Here is an 18491-nt window from a genome sequence, read left to right as displayed (position 1 = left end):
GGCAGGCTTTGACCAAGACCGACACTTGTTGGCCGTCGAGATTCAAAGCCTGCCGCAGAGGACCACCCGATCAAGAGTTACTGCCCGCGTTGGCCGGAGGGCACCGGAGGCGGCGGGAATGCGTTTGGATTCGGCTTGGTCCACGGCAACGAGCCGCCGGAGTGATTCGATGGGGGTAATGCCTGCGGCGGTTTTCTGCACTGATCTCGAAAGGCCGCGATCGCGTCGAGACCGACGTTCAAACTATCGCTGTCGTTTATGGTGTCTCCCACCGTAAAGCGTAGCGTTCCGGTCTTTTCGAAATCGGCCAACCACTCGTCATCATCCTGAACATGAAAGGCATACGACCAACCACCCACGTCACTGAATACTAGCTTATCGATCACCGACCTATTGTTCTCACCGCCGTTCGATAGCGTAACAGTTGGATAGCGTTCGCTCTTCAAAAGTTCCGCAAATTTGGCACGCTGATCGTCCTCCATCATCACCGAGACTTCGACGTTCCCAGATGTAAGTTCACAGGAAAGAACCACACGACCGAAATCATCGGTTGCATCAGACGCAGCTTGAACGAGGACGGACTGTTTCTCTGTTCGATTGACTCGCCAGCGGAAGATACCCTCTTGCGCCGCGACCTTTGGAAATGGATCCATGAGAAGGGCCATCAACATCGCCGCACTGCACGCCTTTGTGAGCCTTGTCTTGCAACTCGCCGCCGCCATGTTTGAACCACTCATCGTTATTTTCGTCCATGCGGTACGAACCTTGGAGCGACGTCACCTCTTTGATCAAAGGCCGTGACTAGCGTTGCCTTATCCATCGCGGTCGCTCGCGTCCTCGCACTTCCTCGCTTGCAGCTAATCACGCTTTCCAAAGCGCAAGCAACTCACGGTCAAGGACAGCTGCTGCCTGTTGCGAGTGGACCGGACCGACGTCAAACCTTCAAGGCTGGCGCTATCGCACCCGCGCTGCGCGGCTTCGGCCCTGATCTTCGGATTACGCTCCACGGCCGATCTCGGCGCCATCCTCAACTGGGTCGACCGCACCGGCAAGCCCGGTTTCAAGCTCGACCGTCTCGGTCAAAACGCGGGGCCTGTCCCGGACATCCACGCCTTTGTCGCCTGTTGAACGGAAGACGAAGATGGCCGGGGACAAGCCCGGCCATGACGACCGCGAAGAACACAGCAAGCGAACCATCACGGCCCCATTCAATTGGAATAACTCACATTTTCAGCATCACATCACGATTTTGACACTGTAAAGATTTCGCTTGACGCTCCCTCTGCCCGCCTCTACGGTATCTTTACGGTGTAAAGATAAGCCTTCGAGGCTCCGAATGACGATCTTCCTGATCCTCGCTCCCTACGGCGCCTTTGCCACGCTGATGCTGGTGACCTCGGCCACGGTGAGCCTGCTCGCTGCCGCGCTGATCTGCCTTGCCGTCATCGCGTTCGATATCGCGCGCGGCCGCAGCATCAAGATCCTCGGCGTCGGTTCGGTGATCGTGTTCACCGCGGTCGGCAGCTACCTCACCTTCGTCGATCCGACGCCAAGCACAATCGCGGTGAAGATCGCCGTCGATGCCGGCATCCTGCTGGTGTCGTTCGGCTCGATCCTGATCGGCCATCCCTTCACGCGGCAATATGCGCTGGAGCAGGTCGATGCCGAGATCGCGAAGCAGCCGGGCTTCCTCACTGCCAACTACCTGATCACCGGAGCCTGGACCGCCGCGACGCTGTTGATGTTGATCGGCAACATCGCGGTGCTCTATGTGCCGGCCCTGCCGCTGTGGACCGGCCTCTTGATCGCCTTCGCCGCGCGCAACGCCGCGGTGGGCTTCACCCGTTGGTATCCGCAATATCGCGCGGCCAAGTACGGGACGCCGCCGGCTGGCGCGCTGCCGTCACGCTGAACGCAACATACCAAGATCACAACGATCATCCTGCCTGAGGAAACGGAAACCACGACGATGAAGAGCGTATTTGCCAGGCTCGCGAGCGACTTCTTCTCCACCATCGTGTTCCTGGTGGTCTATCTCGCCACCAACAATGTCCTGATCGCCACCGCTGTTGCGATCGTGGGTGCGGTTGCCCAAGTGGTCTATGCGCGCGTCAGGGGACAGGCGCTCGGCTACATGACCTGGGCGAGCCTTGGACTGGTGATCGTGCTTGGCGGCGCGACGCTGCTCACCAACGATCCGCGCTTCGTGCTGGCGAAGCCCGCGATCGGCCACATCGCGATCGGCACGATCATGCTCAAGCGCGGCTGGATGCTGCGCTATCTGCCGCCGATCGTGACCGAGACCATTCCGGAATACGCCACTCTCGCCGGCTACGCCTGGGCCGGGCTGATGTTCATCCTCGCCGCCGGCACCATCGCGATCGCTGCGACCGGCGACATGAAGCTGTGGGCGTTCTACGTGTCGGTGGTGCTGGTCGGGGCCAAGATCGCCGCGTTCGCGATCCAGTACGTCGCTTTCCGCTTCCTGGTCGGCAACCGGCTGCGCGCCGCCGCCCGCGCCTGATCGCCGCAGCCGCGAACTAGGCGCGCGCGCCAAGATAGGCTATACCCGCGCACGCTTTTTTACCGGAGGGGAGACATCAATGGCGGTGGACGGAAACTGGAATCTCACGATGACGACGCCGATGGGCGAGCGCAAGGCGACCTTGTCGCTGGCGAGCTCCGGCGGCACGCTCACCGGCACGCAGGGCGCCGAGGGCAACTCCACCGAAATCTTCGACGGCACCGTGAACGGCGACAGCGTCGCCTGGAAGGTCTCGATCACCAATCCGATGCCGCTGACGCTCGAATTTTCCGGCACGGTCGCAGGCGACGGCATCTCCGGCGAGATGGGCATCGGCCCGATGGGCAGCTTCCCCTTCACCGGCACGCGGGCGTAAGCGCTCCAGCTTTTTGCCTTGACGCGTTTTCTTCACGCGAACCGGTGTCCACTTCGCTCGAAAACGCTCTAGAACCAGATCTGCATCGGCAGATCATGTCCATCCAGCGGCTGCGGTCCCCCGGGAACGCAGCCGCTTGGTTGATGAGCAGCCAAAGCCACCGCGCAGGCATCCAGCACATCGTCGCGTTTGGCGCCGGTGCCGATCCGCGTCTCGGTGAGCCAGCGATCGATCTCGCGAAAGCCTGACCGCTTCAGCAGCCTGCGGCGGAGCGCATCGCCCTCCTCCGACTTCTTGCGCGGCAGTGGCGTGCCGCCGTTCAGCCGCAGGAACACCAGTTCGGGATGCACCTCGCGGATGTCGCATGCGGGGTTCGCGCGGACGAACGCGTCGACCTCCATGATCTTGTTGCCGAGGTGCCAGAGCTGGCGCGAGACGCGGGTCTGGCCGCGGCGCAGCGCTTCTTCGTTCGCTTGACCGGGATCACGGAATTCCTGCCACAGCCAGCGTCGCGCACCGGTGAAGACGCGCGAGGTGTGCGGACGCAGCCGCTCGCGGGCCAGACGATCGCAATCGCGCTGGCCGTCATCGCTCATTCCGATCGGGATATCGATCCCGGCGCGATCGAACGGACGCGCCAGCGCGTCCGCAATGTCGCCGTGAAAGGAAAGCGTGCGCTGGTCGCCGTCGATGCTGACGGCGACCCAGCCTTTGGAGAATCCGTCGAGGCCTGTTGCCCTCAACCCAGATTCAATTCCTTGAAGAAGTCGTTGCCCTTGTCATCGATGATGATGAAGGCCGGGAAGTCGACCACCTCGACGCGCCAGATCGCTTCCATGCCGAGCTCGGGATACTCGACCACCTCGACCTTCTTGATGCAGTGCTCGGCGAGGTTCGCTGCCGCGCCGCCGATCGAGCCGAGATAGAAGCCGCCGTGCTTCTTGCAGGCCTCGCGCACCGCGACCGCGCGGTTGCCCTTGGCGACCATCACCATCGATCCGCCCGCGGCCTGGAACTGGTCGACGAAGGAATCCATGCGGCCGGCGGTGGTCGGGCCGAACGCGCCGGAGGCGTAGCCGTCGGGCGTCTTGGCCGGGCCGGCGTAGTAGACCGGATGGTTCTTGAAATAATCCGGCAGCGGCTCGCCCTTCTCCAGCCGCTCGCGCAACTTGGCGTGGGCAGAGTCGCGCGCCACGATCATGGTGCCGGTCATCGAGACGCGGGTCCTGATCGGATATTGTGACAGCGTCGCGAGGATATCCTTCATCGGCTGGTTGAGGTCGATCTTGACGACATCGCCGCCGAGCGACTGCTCGACCGCGGGCAGATACTGCGCCGGATTGTGCTCGAGCTCCTCGAGATAGACGCCGTCCCTGGTGATCTTGCCGAGCACCTGGCGGTCCGCCGAACAGGATACGCCGAGGCCGATCGGCAGCGAGGCACCGTGGCGCGGCATCCGGATCACGCGCACGTCGTGGCAGAAATACTTGCCACCGAACTGCGCGCCTACCCCCAGGCTTTGCGTCATCTTGAGGATTTCCTGCTCCATCTCGAGATCGCGGAATGCGTTGCCGTCGGCCGAGCCGTGGGTCGGCAGCGCGTCGAGATAGCGCGCGGAGGCGAGCTTCACGGTCTTCATGCAGAGCTCGGCCGAGGTGCCGCCAATCACGATAGCGAGGTGATACGGGGGACATGCCGCGGTGCCGAGCGTCAGCACCTTCTCCTTCAGGAACGCCAGCAGCCGATCCCTGGTCAGCACCGAGGGCGTCGCCTGAAACAGAAAACTCTTGTTGGCGGAGCCGCCGCCCTTGGCCATGAACATGAACTTGTAGGCATCATCACCCTCGGCGTAGATCTCGCACTGCGCCGGCATGTTGTTGGCGGTGTTCTTCTCCTCATACATCGACAGCGGCGCGACCTGTGAGTAGCGCAGATTGCGGCGCAGATAGGCGTCGCGCGCGCCTTCGGAGAGCGCGGCCTCGTCGTCGCCGTCGGTGATAACGTTGCAGCCCTTCTTGCCCATGATGATCGCGGTGCCAGTGTCCTGGCACATCGGCAGCACGCCGCCGGCGGCGATGTTGGCGTTCTTCAGGAAGTCGAAGGCGACGAACTTGTCGTTGTCGCTGGCTTCCTTGTCCTCGAGGATCGAGCGCAGCTGCTTCAAATGGCCCGGCCGCAGATAGTGGTTGATGTCGCCGAAGGCGGCCTCGGACAGCGCCCGCAGCGCCTCCCGCGACACCACCAGCATGTCCTTGCCCAACACCTTCTCGACCCGGACGCCCTCGCTCGTCACTTTCTTGTAGGGTGTGGTGTCGGCACCCAGCGGGAACAGCGGGGTGTGCTTGTAGGGCGGAACGGGCTTCTGGTCGGGGAAGGCTGAGGGGGCGTTCATGAGCTGCTCTTTGGGCTTGCAGGTCGGGTTCGTTAGGCCGGTCCGGCCGCGGGGGCCACCGGCAATGTAGAGCCGTTCTAAGCCTTTTTCGGACAAAGGAAAGGGAAGCCGGCCGCCTTCCAGCCATGCGCGGGACCGGCAATCCGCGTGCTATGTTTCATCCCTCCGTAATCTCTGGTTGCCACAACGCTTCAGCGATCCGCGAAACCACCGCGGAAGCCATCAGGAGACCATCATGAAGACAGCGCTTTTGATCTCGTTCGCGGCGCTGGCCTTGTTGATCGCGGTCCCGACCGGTGCCGATGCGGCCCGCCTCGGCAGACCGTGCGGCGGCCTTGCCGGCGTTCAATGCAGCCGTAGCGGCCAGTTCTGCCAGTTCAAGCCGGGACAATGCGGCCGAGCCGACCAGACCGGCACCTGCGCGTTCCGGCCAACGATCTGCAACAAGATTTTCAAGCCGGTGTGCGGCTGCGACGGCAAGACCTATGGCAATGATTGCGAACGCCGCGCCGCCGGAGCCTCCAAGGCGCAGGACGGCAAGTGCGCATCCTGACGGACCGGCCATATTGACGCGCTGCGCGGGAGCCTGCATGTAGCTTCGCGTATTTTCATACCGCGGGGGTATTTCGTGACTGCACCGTTGCGCCGACGCTTTGCCTTGAGCATCCGCTTTTTCATGCCGGCCGCGCTGATCGCGCTGGCGACGGCCCTCGCCGCGGCGCCTGCGCATGCCGATCCCTGCGAGGACATCGCCAAGCAGCTCGCCGGCCAGATCGACGGGCTGAAGGTCAATTTCAGCGCCGCCAACATCACATACCTCACACATCCGGCGGCGAAGGAATTGTCGCTCGGCTGCCGCGGCAAGGACTATTCGATCGAGCTCTTTGCCAAGACCGATCGCAAGATGAAGCCCGAGTTCTTCAACCTGGTCGGCTCCGCTACCGCGCTGGTCTTCACCGTGCCGAAGGACGACGCCACCACTGGCACCTCGCGCTGCCTGAAGCGCATGGGCATCCTGCGCGGCAACACCATCACGATGCGCTACCGCCGCCTCAACCTCGAATGCACGCGCAACCGGACCGATGCATCGATCACGGTCCGGCGCGGCAAGAACGAGTGATCCGTCAGGCTTCCGCCGTGACCCGACCGATCGCATCGACGATCTTGCCCCAGCCCGGGCTCATCATGTCGAAGGCATAGCGGTTGCCGGGGAAGACGAAGCCGTCATGCACCATGCGGACCTGCGTGCCGCCCTCGACCGGCGTCAGCGTCCAGGTGACGATCGAGTCGAGCTTCGAGCCGAATTCCGGATTGGTGTCGGCGCCCCCCTTCCAGGAATAGCGCAGCAGGCGCGGCGGATCGCAGTCCAGCACCTCGCAATGCACGACACCGTCCCAATCGCCGATCGGCTTGGTGCGGAAGTTGAACTTGTGTCCGACGCTCGGCTGGAAATCGTTCGGCATCAGCCATTTCATCAGCAACTCGCTCGTGGTCAGCGTCCGCCAGATCCTGTCGGCGGCATAAGGCAGCACCTTCTCGACCGTGATCGCGTGCGTCTCACCCATCACTCACTCTCCTTCAACAGCCGTTCCAGATTTGCGAAGCGCTCGGCCCAGAACGTCTCGTAATGGCCGAGCCAGTCGATCAGCGGACTGAGCCCCTTCGGCGCGACGCGATAATGGATGTGCCGGCCCTCGCGCCGCTCGGCGACGAGGCCGGCATCGCGCAGCGCGCGCAGATGCTGCGACACCGCCGGCTGCGACACCTTGGAGCCCTGCACCAGACCGGTCGCGGCGATCTCCCCTTCCCGGATGATCCGCTCGAACACCGCCCGCCGCGTCGGGTCCGCGAGGGTCTTGAGCACATTGGTCAGCTGCATGGCGGCGGTCATAGAAATATATAAGTGATGACTTATGCGAATGTCAATGCAGAGATGATGCAGGGACGGAGCAGGAACACCTCACCTGCTCCGAAAGTTGATCACTGCGGTCGCAGGTTTGCCGGAAAAAGGGTGCGATAATCGCGGCTGGAATCACGGAGCCCGCCCATGATCGCAAAGCTCCTCCTGCAGAACACCTTGTTCGTCCTCGCCATGGCCGCGCTGCTGTTTGGCTTCGCCGGCACGCTGCACTGGCCCGGCGCGTGGGCTTACCTGATCGCCTCGGCGCTGATCGGCCCGGGCTGCGGGCTGTGGCTTGCCAAGGTCGATCCCGGCCTGCTGGCCGAGCGCATGCGGCTCACCGCGCGTGAGGGCCAGCCCGCCGAGGACAAGCGCTTCATGCTGGTGTTCCTGATCATTGCCGTGCTGTGGTTCGTCGCGATGGGGCTCGATCGCCGCTTTGGCGGCGCCAACGCCGGCGTGCTGCTGATCGTGCTCGGCCTGGTGCTGTATCTGGCCTCGACCGCGCTGATCCTCTGGGTGTTCCGCACCAATTCGTTCGCCGCGCCGGTCGTGAAGGTGCAGACCGAGCGCGACCATCACGTGATCTCGACCGGGCCCTACGCGCTGGTCCGCCATCCGATGTATGCGAGCGTGATGCTGTTCTTCATCGGCGTGCCGCTGACGCTCGGCTCCTGGTGGGGCCTTGCCTTCGTGCCGGTGTTCTTCGCGATGTTCGCGTTCCGCACCGGGATCGAGGAGCGCACGCTGATGGCGGGGTTGTCAGGCTATGCCGATTACGCGGCGCGGGTGCGCTATCGCCTCGTGCCCGGACTGTGGTGAGGGACCATCATGGCAGAGAGCAAGACCTACACCGGCGGCTGCCATTGCGGCCAGGTGCGCTTCGAATGCACCACCGACATGGCCATGGTGACCGCCTGCAACTGCTCGATCTGCACCAAGAAGGGCCTGCACTTCGTGTTCATGCCGCCATCGAGCTTCCAGCTTCGCGCCGGCGCCGAGAACCTGAAGGAATATCTCTTCAACCGCCATGCGATCCGCCACCAGCTCTGCGTCGATTGCGGCGTCGACGTGTTCGCACGCGGCAAGAAGCCCGATGGGGCCGACATCGTCGCGCTCAATGTCAACTGCATCGACGGCATCGACCTGTCGAAGATCGCGATGACGCCGGTGGACGGGCGGAACAGGTGACTACGAAGCAGTCATTCCGGGGCGATGCGCAGCGTCGAACCCGGAATCTCGCGCCACACCTCTGGATTCCGGGTTCACGCTTCGCGTGCCCCGGAATGACTATGCCTACATATCCAGCGCCTTGTAGCGCCGGAAGATCCCCTCCTCGTTGAACGGAATCCGCCGCTCGCTTGCCAGATACGTCTTGATGTTCGGCCGCTCGGCGACGCGGTCGCGCAGCGCAATCAGGCGCGGGACCTTCTTCTCGAATGCCGCCATCCGCTTCGGAAAGGCGTAGCGCAGGCCTTCCACGATCTGGAACAACGACAGATCGGCGTAAGTCAGCCGGCGTCCGGTGACGAAGCCGCCGCCATTGGCCCGTACAAGATCCTCGAAATAGCCGAGATATTTCGGCACCCGCGATTTCCAGAACTCTTCCGTGCGTTTCTTCGCCGCCGCCTTCTGGTCCTCGTAATACAGCGACGGCCCGAGCGGGTGGTGGGTGTCGTGGATTTCCAGCACGAAGTCCGCAATCGTCAGCTGCACCTCGCGCACCCAGAGCTTTCCCGCCTCCGCCTTCGGCGCGAGGCCATGGCGCGGGCCGAGATAGAGCAGGATGTTGGCGGTCTGCCCAATCACGAGCTGGCCGGCCTTGAGGAATGGCGGCGCAAAGGGCGGCGTGCCCTTGTGCGCGTCCATCATCTTCATCATGGCGCCGGTGCCGCCCTTGCCGCGCGCGACATCGGTATATTCAGCGCCCGCGTCCTCGAGCGCGAGCCGGACATATTCGCCGCGGCCCTGGATCATTGGCCAGTAGTAAAGCTGATAGTGCATGCACTTACCTCCACAAACTTCACCGCATCGCTTTGCTTCACGGTGATCGTAGCCGTGGTGTGGTCAGATCGTCCACCGCGCACCGCGCGTCTGTCCGAACTGCGCGGAGACTGCTAAGGTTCCAGCATCGAATCTTCGATGAAGGGTCAACTTATGGCGGACAACAAGAAGAAGCGGGGCGCACAAGATCGCGCTCTGATCGCGTTGAGCGAGTCCTACGAAGTTGCGTACTGGTCCAAGAAGTTCAAGGTCACGCCGGCAAAGCTCAAGGCGGCCGTCAAGAAGGTCGGGCATTCCGCCAAGAAGGTGGAAGCCCATTTCAAGGAGCAGCGGCACATGGCCGCCGATCGCGCGCGGATCGCGATCAGCGAGCCCTACGAGGTCCGCTACTGGTCGAAGAAGTTCAAGGTAACCCCTGCCCGCCTCAAGGCCGCGGTGGCCGAGGTCGGACATTCCTCGAAGAAGGTCGAGGCCTATTTCGCGAAGAAGAAGAAAACCGCGAAGAAAAAGAAGACTGCGAAGAAGACCGCCAAGAAGGCCGGCAAGCGCAAAAAGAGCTGAGCGCGGCCGCTGGGACGCTCTCCTCGTCATTGCGAGCGAAGCGAAGCAATCCATCGCGCCGCATGCGCGGAAAGATGGATTGCTTCGTCGCTATTGCGCCTCGCAATGACGACGGATTGTCACGCGCCGCCCACCTGTCCCGTCAATTCGCCGCGAAGCAGTACAGCAGGCCGTCGCCGCCGGTGCTCTTCAGGTCGGCTTGCGAGCAGCCGCCGTCAGGACCGCGCGAAGGATGCGACGTATTCCAGGATTTTGACGGTTCGTCGTCGCGCAGGCCCTTGCGGTCGAAATGTCCGACCATCGCGGCGCCTTGCGTGCTGCTTGTCCAGTTCTTGCAGGTGCGGTCCTCACCGGCCGCAAACGCCGTACCGTCGGCCTGCGATCCCGTCAGCACGTCGTGGCGGTTCGGCGTGTCGCCGGCACCATTGATGATTTCGCCCTTTTCGGACAGCGCGGTCTGCTTGGTGAGATTGTTGCCGGCGCTGTGCAGATCGGCGACGTCCTTGGCGACCACGACGCCCTTCACGTTCTTCCATGGGCCCTTGCCGATGCGATCGCGCGCGTTCACCGCTACCTGGCCATCGGCCGCCTGGGTCGAGAGATAGGCGCGCCATGTCTTCGGCGCGCCGAAGCCCGCGGCCTGCGCCAGGGTCTGGCAATGATTGTCGGCGCCGGCGAGCCCGCCGAGATTGCCGCCGTTGCCGATGCCGTTGCTGGTCACGAAGAAGCTGGTGTCGGCGGTCTGCGCCACAACCGGCGGCGCGGCCATGACGACGAACGCAAGACAGGCAGGAACCGCGATATGCGCAGTGAACTTCATCTCGTTCTCCCGATGGTTGCTTTAGCCCGCTGACATCAACCCGCAGCGTGTCCGGATATTCCGGCACCACGACACGCGAATGAAGCCCACAAAACAAAAGCGCCGCGGTTAATGCCGCGGCGCATTGTACTTGTCGTGACCGGCTATCGATCAGTTGGTCTGCTGGATCGCCGAAAGCTCCCAGTTGCCGCCGCGCTGGCGCACGAAGGTCCAGACCTCGGTGACCTCCTCCGGCTGCCCGCCGCTGACCTGACGGCCGGTGCCGCGCTCCAGCATGGTGTCGACCAGCGCGTAGCGCATCGCGACCGTCGCATATTCGCTGTCGCCTTCGCGCCAAGCTTCCGCCAGATCGCCCTGCAACAGCTTCACGTTGGACGTCTTGTTGGTGACGTTGCGCGCCTTGTTCTCCTCGAGATCCTTCGAGAAGTACGACACCATTTCCGGCGTCGCGAGCGTGTGCAGCTTCGCGATGTCCTCGTTCGACCATGCCGCCTGGATGTCGCCGAGCAACCGCTCGAACGTCTCGTAGTCACCAGGCGTGATCTCGACCGGCGCGTTCGAGCCGCCGCCGAGGCCAAAGCCAAAGCCCGAACGGGCGTTGGCCTGCGGACCAGGGCCGACGTCGGGGCCACCCGCGTAGGCGGCCGCCGGCGTATTGCGCCGCTGCCACCACGACATCGCGAGCCGGACCACCAGCACGATCAGACCGATCTGCAGCAGCAGGCCGAGCATCGACGACAGGCCGCCGAGACCCGAGAACAGGCCACCGCCGAACAGCATGCCGAACAGGCCGGCGCCAAGGAAGCCCGCGGCCAGGCCGCCGAGCAGGCCGCGACCCATTCCGCCGCGGCCGAACAGGCCGCCGGAATTCGCCGCCGCCGGCGAGCCCATGCCAGGGCTACCAGGCTGGCTGAAGGTACGGTTCATCGGAGCCACAGAACCCGGCGCGGTGCTGGTCGAGGGCGGCGCGGAGAACGTCCGCGAGCCGCGCGAGCCGCCGCCACCAACGCGGGCGTCGGCCGCCGAAACGGTCATCATCACCGGCAGCGCCAGCGCCATCGCGACGGCGATCGCCCGGACAATTCCACGCGTGCGTTGCGAGAAATTCATGTTGGTTTCCTCAAAGGATTCCCCGGCATGGGGAAACGCCCCTAACATGGGCAGGGCCCGATAAAAGTGAAGCGGGAAACGGGAACCGCGGCTGCGGCCCTCGGTCGCGGCGATGTGACACTATGGTCCTTGTGGATGCGACAGCGCGTCCTAGCGCGAGATGGGGCTCAGGTTCAACCGCGACCGCATTGCAACATTGCCCTGCCCTGCGGGAAGCGAAGGGGTATCATGGCTCGTCGCCCGGGCCTAGTTCGCCGTCATGGTTTCCTTCACCGCGGCAACCAGCTGCGTCAGCGTGAACGGCTTCGGCAGGAACGCGAACTGCTGGTTCTCCGGCAGGCTCTTCTCGAACGCGTCCTCGGCATAGCCCGAGACGAAGATGATCTTCAGCTCCGCATTGCGGCTGCGCATTTCCTTCAGCAGCGTCGGCCCGTCCATCTCCGGCATCACGACGTCGGAGACGACGAGATCGACCTTGCCGTTGTTCTCCTCGAACGCCTCCAGCGCCTCGACGCCGTTCGCCGCCTCGATCACGCTGTAGCCGCGCGAACGCAGGCCGCGCGCATTTAGCGAGCGCAGGCCGTCCTCGTCCTCGACCAGCAGGATGGTGCCCTGCCCGGTGAGATCCGGCTTCGGCTTGGCCGCTTCTGCGGTAGCAGTCTCCTTTGCCGCGCCGTTGCCGGCATGCGTCTCCGGTGCAACCTCCTGCTCCTGGTGATGCCGCGGCAAATAGATCCGGAACGTGGTGCCGCCGCCCGGCACGGAATCGACATAGACGAAGCCGCCGGTCTGCTTGACGATGCCGTAGACCGTGGACAGGCCGAGGCCGGTGCCCTTGCCGACTTCCTTGGTCGAGAAGAACGGCTCGAAGATCTTGTCGATGATCTCGTGCGGAATGCCGGTGCCGGTGTCCGAAATCTCGATCTTCACATAGTCCGCAGCCGGCATGCCCTTGTTGGCGAGCTGGGCGGCTTCCTCGGTCGGCACATTGGTGGTGCGGATGATCAGCTTGCCGCCGTCGGGCATCGCGTCGCGCGCGTTCACCGCGAGATTGACCACCACCTGCTCGAACTGCGAGACGTCGACCTTGACCGGCCACAGATCGCGGCCATGCACGACGTCGAGCTTGACCTTCTCGCCGATCAGCCGGCGCAGCAGCATGGTGAGGTCGGAGAGCGCGTCGCCGAGATCGAGCACCTGCGGCCGCAGCGTCTGGCGGCGCGAGAACGCAAGCAGCTGCCGCACCAGCGTCGCGGCGCGGGTGGCATTCTGCTTGATCTGCATGATGTCCTGGAACGACGGGTCGGTCGGCTTGTGCGCGTTCAGCAGGAAGTCGTTCGCCATCATGATGGCCGACAGCACGTTGTTGAAGTCGTGCGCGATGCCGCCAGCGAGCTGGCCGACCATCTCCATCTTCTGCGACTGGTTGATCTGGTTTTCCAGCGCGCGCCGCTCAGTGGTCTCGAGCATGTAGACGATCGCGGTCTCGGCGTCGCGCTCGTCCTTCTCGACGGTGGTGACGAAGAACTGGGCGGAGCGCTCCTTAGGCCCGTCGAGCATCACCTCGACCGGCGCAATGTCGCCCTGGCCTTCGGCAGCCTGGTTGATCGCGGCGATCAACAGGCCCCGGTCGCGCGGATTGACCGCGCGGAATATCGACTTAGCCGCGCCGCCGTCGCCGTCCAGCCCCTGCGCCAGCTTGGCATACCGCGCATTGGCGCCGACCACGTTGCCGCCGCGATCGACGGTCGCGATCGCCATCGGCGTATGGTCGAAGAAGCGCATGAAGCGCACCTCGGCGGCGCGCTCCGGATCGGAATGCTCGTCGCGGGCACGGCTGATCACCAGCGTGCGCGAGGCGCCCGCCGCGCCGTCGGCGCCGAAGGCGAGCTTGTGATAGAGCCGCACCGGCACGGTCTTGCCGCCGCGCATCCGCAGGTCGATGTCGAACACCTCGGTCTTGACCTCGCCGGGCACCGCCGCGATCGAGGTCAGCAGCGCCGCGCCGTCGCCCGAGACGATGTCGGTCAGCTTCAGGCCGCCCGAGCCGATCTCGGCCAGATCGTAGTCCAGCCAGTTGGCCAGCGTGGCGTTGATATAGGCGATCTCGCCGGCCGGATTGACCGAGAAGAAGCCGCACGGCGCATGATCGAGATATTCGATCGCGTGCCGCAGCTCCTGGAACACGTCTTCCTGGCGCTCGCGGTCGCGGGTGACGTCGGCGATCGACCACACCGCATATCTCGCATCGCGCTTGCCCTCGCCGAGCGGGCGGACCCTGAGCCGCAGCCAGCGGCCTTGTCCGCTACCTTGCCCGGCCTCGTGCCCGGCGACACGGACCTCCTCCTGCTGCCGCTTGCCCTCGCGCGCCGCCTTCAGGAGGCGGAACACCGCCTCGGAGACGTCGGGATTGCCGATGAAGACACGTTCGACGGGGCGGACGTCCTGCGGGCCGGCCGCGCCGGTCAGCGTGAGATAGGCGGCATTGGAATAGACCACGTGGCCGCGGGAGTCGGTGACGACGAGCCCTTCGTGGGCGTGGTCGGCGATCCGGCCCATCACCGGGTCGTCGCTCGTGCGGTCGGAGAAGCGGATGATGCCGGCGGCAAGGGCGAACAGGTTGAACAGCCCGACGGTGGCGAGCAGCGCCAGCACAAAGAGGATATAGGGCTGCGCCTGGGTCCGGCCGATGGTCATGAGCCAGACGGCCACCGCGACGATGCCGGTGGCGATCAGGAGCACCAGCAGGATACTGCCGCTCCGCCGCGCTGGCCCGTGAGCCACGAACGGCTCGGTCGCGGGAGGATCGTTGCTATCGGCGGTCATCTGGAGAGACATGGCTCGTCTGCATCACGAAGGCGACCGGCCGGCCACCTCGCCCCTGAGTGCCTGAATCGGACCCGAAAACGCAAGTCCATCAGGCGGCAATTTCGCAAGTTACGCGCATTTCAAGCGGTTTTCCGCCCCTTACTGGCGCAGGCCGGACAGGCCGCGCCTCAGCCGCATCACGTAGCCGATGATTTCGGCAACCGCATGGTAGTGCTCGACCGGGATTTCCTTGTCGATTTCGACGGTCGCATAGAGCGCCCGGGCCAGCGGCACGTTCTCCACGATCGGAATGTCGTGCTCCTTGGCGATCTCCCTGATCTTGAAGGCGAGGCTGTCGACGCCCTTGGCGACGCAGATCGGCGCCGACATGCTGCGATCATAGGCCAGCGCCACCGAATAGTGGGTCGGGTTGGTGATGATCACCGAGGCCTTCGGAACCTGGGCCATCATGCGCTTCTTGGCGCGCTGGACCCGCAACTGCTTGATCCTGCCCTTGACGTGCGGGTCGCCTTCCGACTGCTTGAACTCCTCCTTCATCTCCTGCAGCGACATCTTGTGACGCTCGTACCAGGTCCGGTACTGGAAGAAGTAGTCGGCGATCGCAACCACGGCGAGGAGGGCGACCACCGCCGCCAGCAGGTGCACCGTCATGCCGGTGATGGCCGGCAGCAGCTCGGCCGGGTCGACCCGCAGGAACGATTCCATCCGCAGCCGATCGGGCCACAGCACCATGACCATCACGACGCCGAGCGCGATCAGCTTGAACAGGCCTTTGAGGAAGTTCGCCACCGCCTGCTTGCCGAACAGCCGCTTGAAGCCGGCCGCCGGCGAGATCTTGGAGAATTTCGGCTTGAGCTGCTCGCCCGACCACACCAGCTGATGCTGGATCATGTTGCCCGCGATCGCGGCCAGCGCCAGCATCAGGAACGGCACGCCGATCGCGGCGACCACCGCGTAACCAAGCGTCTGGGTCAGTTGCAGCAGGCCGGCACCGTCGGTGCGGATCATCCATGAATTGGCGATCAGATTGCGCAGCGGCATCAAGATGCCGCCGCCGATCGAGCCCGAGAAGGTCGACAGCACCAACGTGGCGCCGGCGATGATGAACCAGGTGTTGACCTCCTGGCTCTTGACGACGTCGCCTTTCTCAAGAGCGTCATCGAGACGTTTTTGCGTAGGGTCTTCTGTTTTGTCTTCGGTATCGTCGGCCATCTCTTCTCCCTAGAACATGATGCGACTTGATCGCATCATGTTCTGCGGCCCCTATTTTTGACGCGTTTTCTTCACGCGAACCGATTCCCACTTCGCTCGAAAACGCTCTAACTCATCAATTCATTGGAGCGAGTTGGCGCATGACGCCGTTGAAGTAGTCGAAATAGGTATTCATCATCGCCGCGAGCACGACGCCGAAGATCAGGAAGCCGACCATGATCGCGAGCGGCACGCCGACGAAGTAGACCTGCATCTGCGGCATCAGCCGCGCCAGCACGCCGAGCCCGATGTTGAAGACGAGGCCGAACACCAGGAACGGCGCCGACAGCTGCAGGCCGATCTTGAAGGCGGCGGAGAACGCGGAGGTCGCAAGCGCGGCGACGTCGCCGGTCGGCATGATCTCGCCCGGCGAGAAGATGCGGTAGCTTTCGCTGAGCGCCGCGATGACGAGATAGTGGCTGTCCGTGGCGAACAGCAGCGTCAGGCCGAGGATGGTGAGGAAGTTGCCGACGATCTGGCCCTGCTGTCCCTGGGTCGGGTCGACCGCAGTGACGAAGCCGAGCCCGAGCTGCTGCGCAATCACGGAGCCCGCGACGTTGAGCGCCGACAGCGTTACCCGCGCGGTCGCGCCGAGCACGATGCCGATGATCAGCTCATGCACCATCAGGACGCCGAGCGAGGAGATCGACGTCAGGTCGACATGATAGGCGTTGCGATGCAGGGGAAGGATGATCAGCGTCAGCAGCAGCGCGATCGACAGCTTGACCCGTGCCGGGATGTTGCTCTCGCCGAAGCCGGGCAGCAGCATCACCATCGCGCCCACGCGCGCGAAGACCAGCACGAAGATTGCGGCCAGCGCCGGAAGCAGGGAGACATCGATGCGCATGACCGCGGCATTAGTGCATCAACCGCCGATGATTCGCGACGAAATCCGCATCATGTGGCTGGAGAGCGCGTCCGCCATGAACGGCAGCGCCAGCAGTAATGTGACGAAGATCGCGAGAATCTTCGGCACGAAGACCAGCGTCTGTTCCTGGATCTGGGTCAGCGCCTGGAACAGCGACACCACGACGCCGACCACGAGGCCGACCACCATCAAAGGCGACGACACCAGCACGATGGTCCAGATCGCATCGCGCGCCACGTCGAGAGTTTCAGGGCCGGTCATTGTTGTTCTCGCCTTCAGTTGTTTGTTTTCGTCATTCCGGGGCTCGCGAAGCGAGAGCTAGGATGTGCAATTGCACATCTGAGAATCCATACTCCCGATCGTGGTTATGGATTCCGGGCATGGTCCTTCGGACCATCCCGGAATGACGGCTAAATCGGCATCTTCATGATGTCTTCATAGGCCTGGATCACACGGTCGCGCACCGAGACCAGCGTCGACACCGCAACGTCGGTGTCGGCGACCGCGGTCACCACATCCATCACATTGGCCTTGCCGGAGGCCATCGCCATGGTCTGCGCGTCGGACTTCTTGCCCGCCTCCAGCACGCTGCCGACGGAGTCCTTCAGCAACGCGCTGAAGGACGGGCCGGCGACGGCCTGCCCGGCCTTCTCGACACCGCCGCGCTCCATCAGTTTCGCGAGGTTGGCGTAGGCGTTGGCGGCGACTGTCGGTGTAGCCATGATTTACGTTCCCTGTTCTTGTTGCGTCAGGATTTGAGGATGTCGAGCGTGCGCTGGATCATCCGCCGCGTCGCGCTGATGATGTTGAGGTTCGCCTCGTAGGAGCGCTGGGCGTCGCGCATGTCGGTCATCTCGACCATCGGATTGACGTTCGGATATTTGACGTTGCCGGAGGCGTCCGCCGCCGGATTGCCCGGCTCCTGCTTGATGCGGAATGACGACTGGTCGGGGCGGATCCGGCCGAGCGTCACGACCTGGGCGTCGAGCGAACGATCGAGCGCGGAGGAGAAGGTCGGCACCTTACGGCGGTAGGGATCGCCGCCCGCGGTCTGCGCCGTCGAATCGGCGTTAGCGATATTTTCCGAGATCACCCGCATCCGCCCTGCCTGCGCGCGCAGGCCCGAGGTCGCGATGCTCATCGAGCGGGCAAAATCGCTTGTTCCATCTGCCATGGGATCCTCCTTGCGCCGTCAGGCGGTAGCTGGTTTGAGCATGATCATTTCGGAAAACCGCTTCACACTTTTCCGGATCATGCTCTAGCCTTTGCCGATCGCGGTTTTCAGCAGATGCAGGCTCTTGCTGTAGAGCGAGGTGGCGGCCGCGAAGTCCATCTGGTTGGCGGACACTTTCAGCATCTGCTCCTCGAGATTGACCGCGTTGCCGGCCGGGCGGGTCTGGAACCCACTCCTGCCGCGATCATTATCGAATGTGTCCGGCGCGCCGGACGCCGCCATGTGGGTCGCGCTGGTCTGCATCATCGGCAGCGTCCCCATGCCGCCGCCGATCGTGGTGCCGGCACGGTCGAACTTCGGCTCGACCAGGTCGCGCGGCCGGAAGTTCGGCGTGTCGGAATTGGAAATGTTCTCGGCGAGCACCCGCTGGCGTTCCTGGTGCCACTGCATCTTGCTGCGCAACGCCGACAGGATCGGCAGATCGTTCATGGACATCGCCGCGGCTCCGTTAACCTCTTGGACGACCCTTTGGGCCTTCCGAGGTAGGCAGAATTTGCCCGGTGTATGGTTAACGGGTGGTTAAAATGTCGGACGGAGCCGTGGAGAACGCCGCAACTGCGGCCGGCGAGCGCATTTTCGCCACGAATGCTGCGTTAACCAGCACAAACCAAGACAGCGTGGG

The 18491-nt window shown here is 63.8% G+C and carries 24 protein-coding genes; 9 read left to right on the top strand and 15 right to left on the bottom strand.

Translation table 11 applies throughout. The features are described from left to right. Nucleotides 1–77: 77 nt before the first annotated feature. Nucleotides 78–737 carry a hypothetical protein gene (locus tag AAFG07_RS15890; RefSeq protein ID WP_342728088.1) on the bottom strand — a complete coding sequence of 220 codons (660 nt, stop codon included), beginning with the start codon at nucleotides 735–737 and terminating at the stop codon, nucleotides 78–80. A gap of 181 nt (nucleotides 738–918) precedes the next feature. Between AAFG07_RS15890 and AAFG07_RS15885 the strand changes: the two genes are divergently transcribed. From AAFG07_RS15885 to AAFG07_RS15870, 4 genes are all read left to right on the top strand, one after another. Next, nucleotides 919–1128, top strand: coding sequence for a hypothetical protein (locus AAFG07_RS15885; protein WP_342728087.1), 210 nt, complete (start codon nucleotides 919–921; stop codon nucleotides 1126–1128). A 208-nt stretch (nucleotides 1129–1336) separates the two neighbouring features. After that, nucleotides 1337–1912, top strand: a complete 576-nt coding sequence (locus tag AAFG07_RS15880) for a hypothetical protein (RefSeq protein WP_342728086.1) — start codon at nucleotides 1337–1339, stop codon at nucleotides 1910–1912. 57 nt (nucleotides 1913–1969) lie between these two features. Further along, nucleotides 1970–2524 carry a septation protein IspZ gene (locus tag AAFG07_RS15875; RefSeq protein WP_342728085.1) on the top strand — a complete coding sequence of 185 codons (555 nt, stop codon included), beginning with the start codon at nucleotides 1970–1972 and terminating at the stop codon, nucleotides 2522–2524. A gap of 79 nt (nucleotides 2525–2603) precedes the next feature. Then, nucleotides 2604–2900 (top strand): hypothetical protein, encoded by a 297-nt coding sequence (locus AAFG07_RS15870; protein WP_092115378.1) that lies wholly within the window; start codon nucleotides 2604–2606, stop codon nucleotides 2898–2900. A gap of 68 nt (nucleotides 2901–2968) precedes the next feature. On the opposite strand, the gene AAFG07_RS15865 is transcribed toward AAFG07_RS15870, so the two are convergent. Together AAFG07_RS15865 and AAFG07_RS15860 are read right to left on the bottom strand one after the other, a co-directional pair. Continuing rightward, on the bottom strand, nucleotides 2969–3643 hold the full coding sequence (locus AAFG07_RS15865; protein WP_342728084.1) for a DUF429 domain-containing protein: 675 nt from the start codon (nucleotides 3641–3643) through the stop codon (nucleotides 2969–2971). Then, nucleotides 3640–5292 (bottom strand): fumarate hydratase, encoded by a 1653-nt coding sequence (locus AAFG07_RS15860; protein WP_342728083.1) that lies wholly within the window; start codon nucleotides 5290–5292, stop codon nucleotides 3640–3642. The genes AAFG07_RS15865 and AAFG07_RS15860 overlap by 4 nt, the downstream gene beginning before the upstream one ends. Nucleotides 5293–5527: 235 nt before the next feature. Between AAFG07_RS15860 and AAFG07_RS15855 the strand changes: the two genes are divergently transcribed. Both AAFG07_RS15855 and AAFG07_RS15850 read left to right on the top strand, forming a co-directional pair. Continuing rightward, nucleotides 5528–5845 (top strand): Kazal-type serine protease inhibitor family protein, encoded by a 318-nt coding sequence (locus AAFG07_RS15855; protein WP_342728082.1) that lies wholly within the window; start codon nucleotides 5528–5530, stop codon nucleotides 5843–5845. Between the two features lie 123 nt (nucleotides 5846–5968). After that, a complete protein-coding gene (locus AAFG07_RS15850) occupies nucleotides 5969–6412 on the top strand; it encodes a hypothetical protein (RefSeq protein ID WP_342729166.1) in 444 nt (147 codons plus the stop codon). 4 nt (nucleotides 6413–6416) lie between these two features. Here AAFG07_RS15850 and AAFG07_RS15845 read toward each other — a convergent pair whose 3' ends face one another. Together AAFG07_RS15845 and AAFG07_RS15840 are read right to left on the bottom strand one after the other, a co-directional pair. After that, the gene (locus AAFG07_RS15845; RefSeq protein ID WP_342728081.1) at nucleotides 6417–6857 is read right to left on the bottom strand and encodes an SRPBCC domain-containing protein; all 441 of its coding nucleotides are present in this window, start codon (nucleotides 6855–6857) and stop codon (nucleotides 6417–6419) included. After that, nucleotides 6857–7183, bottom strand: a complete 327-nt coding sequence (locus AAFG07_RS15840) for a metalloregulator ArsR/SmtB family transcription factor (RefSeq protein WP_050421144.1) — start codon at nucleotides 7181–7183, stop codon at nucleotides 6857–6859. The genes AAFG07_RS15845 and AAFG07_RS15840 overlap by 1 nt, the downstream gene beginning before the upstream one ends. A gap of 156 nt (nucleotides 7184–7339) precedes the next feature. Between AAFG07_RS15840 and AAFG07_RS15835 the strand changes: the two genes are divergently transcribed. Both AAFG07_RS15835 and AAFG07_RS15830 read left to right on the top strand, forming a co-directional pair. Beyond that, nucleotides 7340–8014, top strand: a complete 675-nt coding sequence (locus AAFG07_RS15835; RefSeq protein WP_342728080.1) for an isoprenylcysteine carboxylmethyltransferase family protein — start codon at nucleotides 7340–7342, stop codon at nucleotides 8012–8014. A 9-nt stretch (nucleotides 8015–8023) separates the two neighbouring features. Then, complete coding sequence (locus AAFG07_RS15830) at nucleotides 8024–8383, top strand: GFA family protein (RefSeq protein WP_298377242.1); 360 nt, start codon at nucleotides 8024–8026, stop codon at nucleotides 8381–8383. 105 nt (nucleotides 8384–8488) lie between these two features. Here the strand turns inward: AAFG07_RS15830 and AAFG07_RS15825 are convergent, their stop codons facing one another. Continuing rightward, the gene (locus tag AAFG07_RS15825; RefSeq protein ID WP_342728079.1) at nucleotides 8489–9196 is read right to left on the bottom strand and encodes a glutathione S-transferase; all 708 of its coding nucleotides are present in this window, start codon (nucleotides 9194–9196) and stop codon (nucleotides 8489–8491) included. Nucleotides 9197–9349: 153 nt separating this feature from the next. On the opposite strand from AAFG07_RS15825, the gene AAFG07_RS15820 reads away from it, so the two are divergent. Beyond that, on the top strand, nucleotides 9350–9757 hold the full coding sequence (locus AAFG07_RS15820) for a DUF3606 domain-containing protein (protein WP_342729165.1): 408 nt from the start codon (nucleotides 9350–9352) through the stop codon (nucleotides 9755–9757). A gap of 142 nt (nucleotides 9758–9899) precedes the next feature. Here AAFG07_RS15820 and AAFG07_RS15815 read toward each other — a convergent pair whose 3' ends face one another. The 9 genes from AAFG07_RS15815 to flgB all read right to left on the bottom strand — a co-directional run bounded on the left by AAFG07_RS15815 (nucleotide 9900) and on the right by flgB (nucleotide 18304). Beyond that, nucleotides 9900–10526, bottom strand: a complete 627-nt coding sequence (locus AAFG07_RS15815) for a lectin (protein WP_342729164.1) — start codon at nucleotides 10524–10526, stop codon at nucleotides 9900–9902. Nucleotides 10527–10727: 201 nt separating this feature from the next. Next, the gene (locus AAFG07_RS15810) at nucleotides 10728–11687 is read right to left on the bottom strand and encodes a Tim44-like domain-containing protein (RefSeq protein ID WP_342728078.1); all 960 of its coding nucleotides are present in this window, start codon (nucleotides 11685–11687) and stop codon (nucleotides 10728–10730) included. A gap of 246 nt (nucleotides 11688–11933) precedes the next feature. Continuing rightward, entirely contained in the window at nucleotides 11934–14513 is a 2580-nt protein-coding gene (locus tag AAFG07_RS15805; RefSeq protein WP_342729163.1) for a PAS domain-containing protein, read from the bottom strand. Nucleotides 14514–14654: 141 nt separating this feature from the next. Next, on the bottom strand, nucleotides 14655–15728 hold the full coding sequence (gene flhB, locus AAFG07_RS15800; RefSeq protein ID WP_342728077.1) for a flagellar biosynthesis protein FlhB: 1074 nt from the start codon (nucleotides 15726–15728) through the stop codon (nucleotides 14655–14657). A gap of 115 nt (nucleotides 15729–15843) precedes the next feature. Further along, nucleotides 15844–16614 (bottom strand): flagellar biosynthetic protein FliR, encoded by a 771-nt coding sequence (fliR, locus tag AAFG07_RS15795; protein ID WP_166207227.1) that lies wholly within the window; start codon nucleotides 16612–16614, stop codon nucleotides 15844–15846. 18 nt (nucleotides 16615–16632) lie between these two features. Then, entirely contained in the window at nucleotides 16633–16896 is a 264-nt protein-coding gene (fliQ, locus tag AAFG07_RS15790) for a flagellar biosynthesis protein FliQ (RefSeq protein WP_050401183.1), read from the bottom strand. 149 nt (nucleotides 16897–17045) lie between these two features. Then, on the bottom strand, nucleotides 17046–17357 hold the full coding sequence (gene fliE, locus AAFG07_RS15785) for a flagellar hook-basal body complex protein FliE (RefSeq protein WP_092115393.1): 312 nt from the start codon (nucleotides 17355–17357) through the stop codon (nucleotides 17046–17048). A 26-nt stretch (nucleotides 17358–17383) separates the two neighbouring features. Next, entirely contained in the window at nucleotides 17384–17809 is a 426-nt protein-coding gene (gene flgC, locus AAFG07_RS15780) for a flagellar basal body rod protein FlgC (protein WP_223970258.1), read from the bottom strand. A gap of 84 nt (nucleotides 17810–17893) precedes the next feature. After that, nucleotides 17894–18304: a flagellar basal body rod protein FlgB gene (gene flgB, locus AAFG07_RS15775; protein ID WP_342728076.1), complete on the bottom strand. Its 411-nt coding sequence runs from the start codon at nucleotides 18302–18304 to the stop codon at nucleotides 17894–17896. Nucleotides 18305–18491: the final 187 nt, after the last annotated feature.

The sequence above is a fragment of the Bradyrhizobium sp. B097 genome (genome assembly GCF_038957035.1).
GTDB lineage: Bacteria > Pseudomonadota > Alphaproteobacteria > Rhizobiales > Xanthobacteraceae > Bradyrhizobium.
The sequence above is the reverse complement of the archived record's forward strand: the minus strand, read 5'-3'. Positions and strand labels throughout refer to the sequence as shown.

Coding starts and splice junctions, on each gene's coding strand:
- AAFG07_RS15890 (WP_342728088.1), bottom strand. CDS start 737: ATGAGTGGTTCAAACATGGCGGCGGCGAGTTGCAAGACAAGGCTCACA.
- AAFG07_RS15880 (WP_342728086.1), top strand. CDS start 1,337: ATGACGATCTTCCTGATCCTCGCTCCCTACGGCGCCTTTGCCACGCTG.
- AAFG07_RS15875 (WP_342728085.1), top strand. CDS start 1,970: ATGAAGAGCGTATTTGCCAGGCTCGCGAGCGACTTCTTCTCCACCATC.
- AAFG07_RS15870 (WP_092115378.1), top strand. CDS start 2,604: ATGGCGGTGGACGGAAACTGGAATCTCACGATGACGACGCCGATGGGC.
- AAFG07_RS15860 (WP_342728083.1), bottom strand. CDS start 5,292: ATGAACGCCCCCTCAGCCTTCCCCGACCAGAAGCCCGTTCCGCCCTAC.
- AAFG07_RS15855 (WP_342728082.1), top strand. CDS start 5,528: ATGAAGACAGCGCTTTTGATCTCGTTCGCGGCGCTGGCCTTGTTGATC.
- AAFG07_RS15850 (WP_342729166.1), top strand. CDS start 5,969: ATGCCGGCCGCGCTGATCGCGCTGGCGACGGCCCTCGCCGCGGCGCCT.
- AAFG07_RS15845 (WP_342728081.1), bottom strand. CDS start 6,857: ATGGGTGAGACGCACGCGATCACGGTCGAGAAGGTGCTGCCTTATGCC.
- AAFG07_RS15840 (WP_050421144.1), bottom strand. CDS start 7,183: ATGACCGCCGCCATGCAGCTGACCAATGTGCTCAAGACCCTCGCGGAC.
- AAFG07_RS15835 (WP_342728080.1), top strand. CDS start 7,340: ATGATCGCAAAGCTCCTCCTGCAGAACACCTTGTTCGTCCTCGCCATG.
- AAFG07_RS15830 (WP_298377242.1), top strand. CDS start 8,024: ATGGCAGAGAGCAAGACCTACACCGGCGGCTGCCATTGCGGCCAGGTG.
- AAFG07_RS15825 (WP_342728079.1), bottom strand. CDS start 9,196: ATGCACTATCAGCTTTACTACTGGCCAATGATCCAGGGCCGCGGCGAA.
- AAFG07_RS15820 (WP_342729165.1), top strand. CDS start 9,350: ATGGCGGACAACAAGAAGAAGCGGGGCGCACAAGATCGCGCTCTGATC.
- AAFG07_RS15815 (WP_342729164.1), bottom strand. CDS start 10,526: ATGGCCGCGCCGCCGGTTGTGGCGCAGACCGCCGACACCAGCTTCTTC.
- AAFG07_RS15810 (WP_342728078.1), bottom strand. CDS start 11,687: ATGAATTTCTCGCAACGCACGCGTGGAATTGTCCGGGCGATCGCCGTC.
- AAFG07_RS15805 (WP_342729163.1), bottom strand. CDS start 14,513: ATGACCGCCGATAGCAACGATCCTCCCGCGACCGAGCCGTTCGTGGCT.
- flhB (WP_342728077.1), bottom strand. CDS start 15,728: ATGGCCGACGATACCGAAGACAAAACAGAAGACCCTACGCAAAAACGT.
- fliR (WP_166207227.1), bottom strand. CDS start 16,614: ATGCGCATCGATGTCTCCCTGCTTCCGGCGCTGGCCGCAATCTTCGTG.
- fliQ (WP_050401183.1), bottom strand. CDS start 16,896: ATGACCGGCCCTGAAACTCTCGACGTGGCGCGCGATGCGATCTGGACC.
- fliE (WP_092115393.1), bottom strand. CDS start 17,357: ATGGCTACACCGACAGTCGCCGCCAACGCCTACGCCAACCTCGCGAAA.
- flgC (WP_223970258.1), bottom strand. CDS start 17,809: ATGGCAGATGGAACAAGCGATTTTGCCCGCTCGATGAGCATCGCGACC.
- flgB (WP_342728076.1), bottom strand. CDS start 18,304: ATGTCCATGAACGATCTGCCGATCCTGTCGGCGTTGCGCAGCAAGATG.